Source organism: Flavobacterium tibetense (assembly GCF_003293845.1).
Lineage (GTDB): Bacteria > Bacteroidota > Bacteroidia > Flavobacteriales > Flavobacteriaceae > Flavobacterium > Flavobacterium tibetense.
The window spans coordinates 1-5,586 of record NZ_QLST01000027.1 but is presented as its reverse complement, the minus strand read 5'-3'; the positions used below and the strand labels follow the sequence as shown (position 1 = coordinate 5,586).

The 5,586-nt window shown below is 47.3% G+C and carries 2 tRNA genes and 3 rRNA genes; all 5 read right to left on the bottom strand.

The features are described from left to right. Positions 1-18: 18 nt before the first annotated feature. Positions 19-128, bottom strand: a 5S ribosomal RNA gene (rrf, locus tag DPN68_RS12825). A gap of 166 nt (positions 129-294) precedes the next feature. Continuing rightward, positions 295-3,177 (bottom strand): 23S ribosomal RNA (locus DPN68_RS12820). A 135-nt stretch (positions 3,178-3,312) separates the two neighbouring features. Beyond that, a tRNA-Ala gene (locus tag DPN68_RS12815) sits at positions 3,313-3,386 on the bottom strand. 85 nt (positions 3,387-3,471) lie between these two features. Then, a tRNA-Ile gene (locus tag DPN68_RS12810) sits at positions 3,472-3,545 on the bottom strand. Between the two features lie 82 nt (positions 3,546-3,627). After that, positions 3,628-5,145 (bottom strand): 16S ribosomal RNA (locus tag DPN68_RS12805). The 16S, 23S and 5S rRNA genes sit together here with 2 tRNA genes alongside, the layout of an rRNA operon. Between the last annotated feature and the right edge of the window lie 441 nt (positions 5,146-5,586).

The window sequence follows — 5,586 nt, the reverse complement described above, 5'->3', positions numbered from 1 at the left end:
TGATAGGGCTTTTCAAAAGAAAGGCGGCGACATACTCTCCCACAGTCATGCAGTACCATCTGCGCAGGCGGGCTTAACTACTCTGTTCGGAATGGGAAGAGGTGAGCCCCGCCGCAATAACCACCTTAAGTTTTTAAGGCAATAGGCATTAGCCATAAGGCATCAGCTTTTTTGCTCGGGTCAACTAAACTATTGGCTATTGCCTTTTGCCTAGTGACTAATATCTTAACATACTGAGATAAGTAAATATTTAGTAGAAAGTTCTCGTCTGCCGATTTCTCGGCAGACAATCTTGCAGATAAGCTTACGGGTTATTAGTACTACTCGACTATGACATTACTGCCTTTACATCTGTAGCCTATCAACGTGGTCATCTTCCACGACCCTTAAAAGAAATCTCATCTTGTGGTGGGTTTCGCGCTTATATGCTTTCAGCGCTTATCCCTTCCCGACGTAGCTACTCTGCGATGCTCCTGGCGGAACAACAGATACACCAGCGGTCAGTCCAATTCGGTCCTCTCGTACTAGAATCAGATCCACTCAAATTTCTAACGCCCGCAGTAGATAGAGACCGAACTGTCTCACGACGTTCTGAACCCAGCTCGCGTGCCACTTTAATGGGCGAACAGCCCAACCCTTGGGACCTTCTCCAGCCCCAGGATGTGACGAGCCGACATCGAGGTGCCAAACCCCCCCGTCGATATGAGCTCTTGGGGGAGATCAGCCTGTTATCCCCGGCGTACCTTTTATCCTTTGAGCGATGGCCCTTCCATGCGGAACCACCGGATCACTATGCTCTACTTTCGTACCTGATCGACCTGTATGTCTCTCAGTCAAGCTCCCTTATGCCATTGCACTCTACGCACGGTTACCAAGCGTGCTGAGGGAACCTTTAGAAGCCTCCGTTACTCTTTTGGAGGCGACCACCCCAGTCAAACTACCCACCAAACAATGTCCCCCACAATCGCGGGGTTAGGCCTCAGACAAGCAAAGGGTGGTATTTCAACAATGACTCCACAGATCCTAGCGAACCCACTTCAAAGTCTCCCACCTATCCTACACATCACGTGTCCAAGGTCAATATTAAGCTATAGTAAAGGTGCACAGGGTCTTTTCGTCCCACTGCGGGTAATCGGCATCTTCACCGATACTACAATTTCACCGAGCTCATGGCTGAGACAGTGTCCAGATCGTTACACCATTCGTGCAGGTCGGAACTTACCCGACAAGGAATTTCGCTACCTTAGGACCGTTATAGTTACGGCCGCCGTTTACTGGGGCTTCAATTCAATGCTTCTCCGAAGATAACATCTCCTCTTAACCTTCCAGCACCGGGCAGGTGTCAGGCCCTATACTTCATCTTACGATTTTGCAGAGCCCTGTGTTTTTGATAAACAGTCGCCTGGACCTTTTCACTGCGGCCAGCATTGCTGCTGGCGACCTTTCTCCCGAAGTTACAGGTCTATTTTGCCTAATTCCTTAGCCATGAATCTCTCGAGCACCTTAGGATTCTCTCCTCAACTACCTGTGTCGGTTTACGGTACGGGTACTTATAATCTAAGTTTAGAAACTTTTCTTGGAAGCCCTTAGGCACACTATCCCCTTGGCCGAAGCCTCAGAGTACTATCGTATTTCACCAAAATCTACGGATTTGCCTATAGATCTTATAGCTAAGTACTTCAACGAACTATTCCGTCAGTTCGCGGTGCTTTCATCACTCCGTCATTCCATCACAATTATAAGTAGTACGGGAATATTAACCCGTTGGCCATCGACTGTCCCTTTCGGGTTCGCCTTAGGACCCGACTAACCCACAGCTGATTAGCATAGCTGTGGAAACCTTAGTTTTTCGGTGTGCGGGTTTCTCGCCCGCATTATCGTTACTTATGCCTACATTTTCTTTTCTAAACAGTCCAGCATGACTCGCATCACACCTTCGACCCAGTTTAGAATGCTCCCCTACCACTTTACTTAACGTAAAATCCATAGCTTCGGTAGTATGCTTATGCCCGATTATTATCCATGCTCGTCCGCTCGACTAGTGAGCTGTTACGCACTCTTTAAATGAATGGCTGCTTCCAAGCCAACATCCTAGCTGTCAATGCAGACAAACCGCGTTTTTTCAACTTAGCATACATTTGGGGACCTTAGCTGATGGTCTGGGTTCTTTCCCTCTCGGACATGGACCTTAGCACCCATGCCCTCACTGCTGGTAAACATTATATAGCATTCGGAGTTTGTCAGGAATTGGTAGGCGGTGAAGCCCCCGCATCCAATCAGTAGCTCTACCTCTATATAACTTATACCCAGCGCTGCACCTAAATGCATTTCGGGGAGTACGAGCTATTTCCGAGTTTGATTGGCCTTTCACCCCTACCCACAGGTCATCCGAAGACTTTTCAACGTCAACCGGTTCGGACCTCCACTATGTGTTACCACAGCTTCATCCTGCCCATGGGTAGATCACACGGTTTCGCGTCTACCATTACTGACTATGGCGCCCTATTCAGACTCGCTTTCGCTACGGATCCATGACTTAATCACTTATCCTTGCCAGCAACGGTAACTCGTAGGCTCATTATGCAAAAGGCACGCCGTCACCCCACGAAAGGGCTCCGACCGCTTGTAAGCGTATGGTTTCAGGATCTATTTCACTCCGTTATTCACGGTTCTTTTCACCTTTCCCTCACGGTACTGGTTCACTATCGGTCTCTCAGGAGTATTTAGCCTTAGCGGATGGTCCCGCCAGATTCAGACAGGGTTTCACGTGCCCCGCCCTACTCAGGATACCACTATCGATATCTTCTCTTACCCATACAGGACTATCACCCTCTTTGGTTTACCTTTCCAGGTAATTCCGGTTCAATCCGCATCGAATATCGTGGTCCTACAACCCCAAAATTGCCGTAACAACTCTGGTTTGGGCTAATCCGCGTTCGCTCGCCACTACTTACGGAATCACTTTTGTTTTCTTCTCCTCCGCCTACTTAGATGTTTCAGTTCAGCGGGTTTGCTCTCCTATCGGAGTGACATGTCTTCAACATGCCGGGTTGCCCCATTCAGGTATCTACGGATCAATTCGTGTGTGCCAATCCCCGTAGCTTTTCGCAGCTTATCACGCCTTTCATCGCCTCTGAGAGCCAAGGCATCCCCCATACGCCCTTATTTTGCTTATGTGCCGCCTATTCATATAAATATAAATAGGACTTTCTATATAAATACGCAATAAATTACGCATTTAATGTATTTTCTACTTTTTAAATATTTGCTTTTCTCAATATGTCAATGAACTTTTTTCGCTTTAGCGAATAGTGGAGAATATCGGAGTCGAACCGATGACCTCCTGCGTGCAAGGCAGGCGCTCTAGCCAGCTGAGCTAATCCCCCGTTTTTCAGTCGGCAGTTAACAGTTTGCAGTTAACAGTAACTTAAACGGTTAGCTAACCCCTAGAATTTCCTTAGTTATAATCAGTAGTCCCGCCCAGACTCGAACTGGGGACCCCTACATTATCAGTGTAGTACTCTAACCAGCTGAGCTACGAGACTCTGTATTGTAACTTGTATTATTTGAATTAACAGCGAGAGTAAAACCTAGAAGATAAAGAACCTATCTCTATCATTTCTCTAGAAAGGAGGTGTTCCAGCCGCACCTTCCGGTACGGCTACCTTGTTACGACTTAGCCCTAGTTACCAGTTTTACCCTAGGCAGCTCCTTGCGGTCACCGACTTCAGGCACCCCCAGCTTCCATGGCTTGACGGGCGGTGTGTACAAGGCCCGGGAACGTATTCACCGGATCATGGCTGATATCCGATTACTAGCGATTCCAGCTTCACGGAGTCGAGTTGCAGACTCCGATCCGAACTGAGACCGGTTTTGAAGATTCGCATCTAGTCACCTAGTAGCTGCTCTCTGTACCGGCCATTGTAGCACGTGTGTGGCCCAGGACGTAAGGGCCGTGATGATTTGACGTCATCCCCACCTTCCTCACGGTTTGCACCGGCAGTCTCGTTAGAGTTCCCGACATGACTCGCTGGCAACTAACGACAGGGGTTGCGCTCGTTATAGGACTTAACCTGACACCTCACGGCACGAGCTGACGACAACCATGCAGCACCTTGAAAGACGTCCGAAGAAGGCCTAGTTTCCTAAGCTGTCGTCTCCCATTTAAGCCCTGGTAAGGTTCCTCGCGTATCATCGAATTAAACCACATGCTCCACCGCTTGTGCGGGCCCCCGTCAATTCCTTTGAGTTTCACACTTGCGTGCGTACTCCCCAGGTGGGATACTTATCACTTTCGCTTAGCCACTCAGTCCGAAAACCAAACAGCTAGTATCCATCGTTTACGGCGTGGACTACCAGGGTATCTAATCCTGTTCGCTCCCCACGCTTTCGTCCATCAGCGTCAATCGTTGGTTAGTAACCTGCCTTCGCAATTGGTATTCCATGTAATATCTAAGCATTTCACCGCTACACTACATATTCTAGTTACTTCACCAAAATTCAAGCCCTACAGTATCAATGGCAGTTTCCTAGTTGAGCTAGGAGATTTCACCACTGACTTATAAGGCCGCCTACGGACCCTTTAAACCCAATGATTCCGGATAACGCTTGGATCCTCCGTATTACCGCGGCTGCTGGCACGGAGTTAGCCGATCCTTATTCCTACAGTACCGTCAAGTCCCTACACGTAGGGAGGTTTCTTCCTGTATAAAAGCAGTTTACAATCCATAGGACCGTCTTCCTGCACGCGGCATGGCTGGGTCAGAGTTGCCTCCATTGCCCAATATTCCTCACTGCTGCCTCCCGTAGGAGTCTGGTCCGTGTCTCAGTACCAGTGTGGGGGATCTCCCTCTCAGGACCCCTACCCATCATTGTCTTGGTAAGCCGTTACCTTACCAACTAACTAATGGGACGCATGCTCATCTTATACCGTTGGAACTTTAATTACCAAGTGATGCCACTCAGTAATACTATGAGGTATTAATCCAAATTTCTCTGGGCTATCCCTCTGTATAAGGTAGATTGCATACGCGTTACGCACCCGTGCGCCGGTCTCAAGGAAGCAAGCTTCCTCTACCCCTCGACTTGCATGTGTTAGGCCTGCCGCTAGCGTTCATCCTGAGCCAGGATCAAACTCTTCATCGTAGTTTTTAAATATTGTACGATAAAGGCTAGGTTCATTCTTTAATTCTTAAAAGCCTTACTCTCTCTTAATTTTTCGATTTACATTGCTGCAAATCGTGCTGTCAATCCAATATGTCTATGAACGTGTCATTCTGTTTTTGTTCGCTACTGTTTCAGTTAGCGGGTGCAAAAGTACAACTCTTTTTTAATCTAGCAAGCTTTTTTGAAAAAATTTTTTGATTATTTTTCCTAAACCACTTACCCAACATTTTTAAGAACCTGCACTCCCCAATTCCTTAGTTTCGGGTCGGCAAAGATACTACCTTTACTTTTTATTATCCAAATCTTTTTTCAACTTTTTTTAAAGTTTTTTAGACTTGTTTAACTCTCCAGTTTGTGTGTGAACTTCTGCTTTAATGCGGGTGCAAAAGTAATACTCTTTTCTTTACTCGCAAGGCTTTT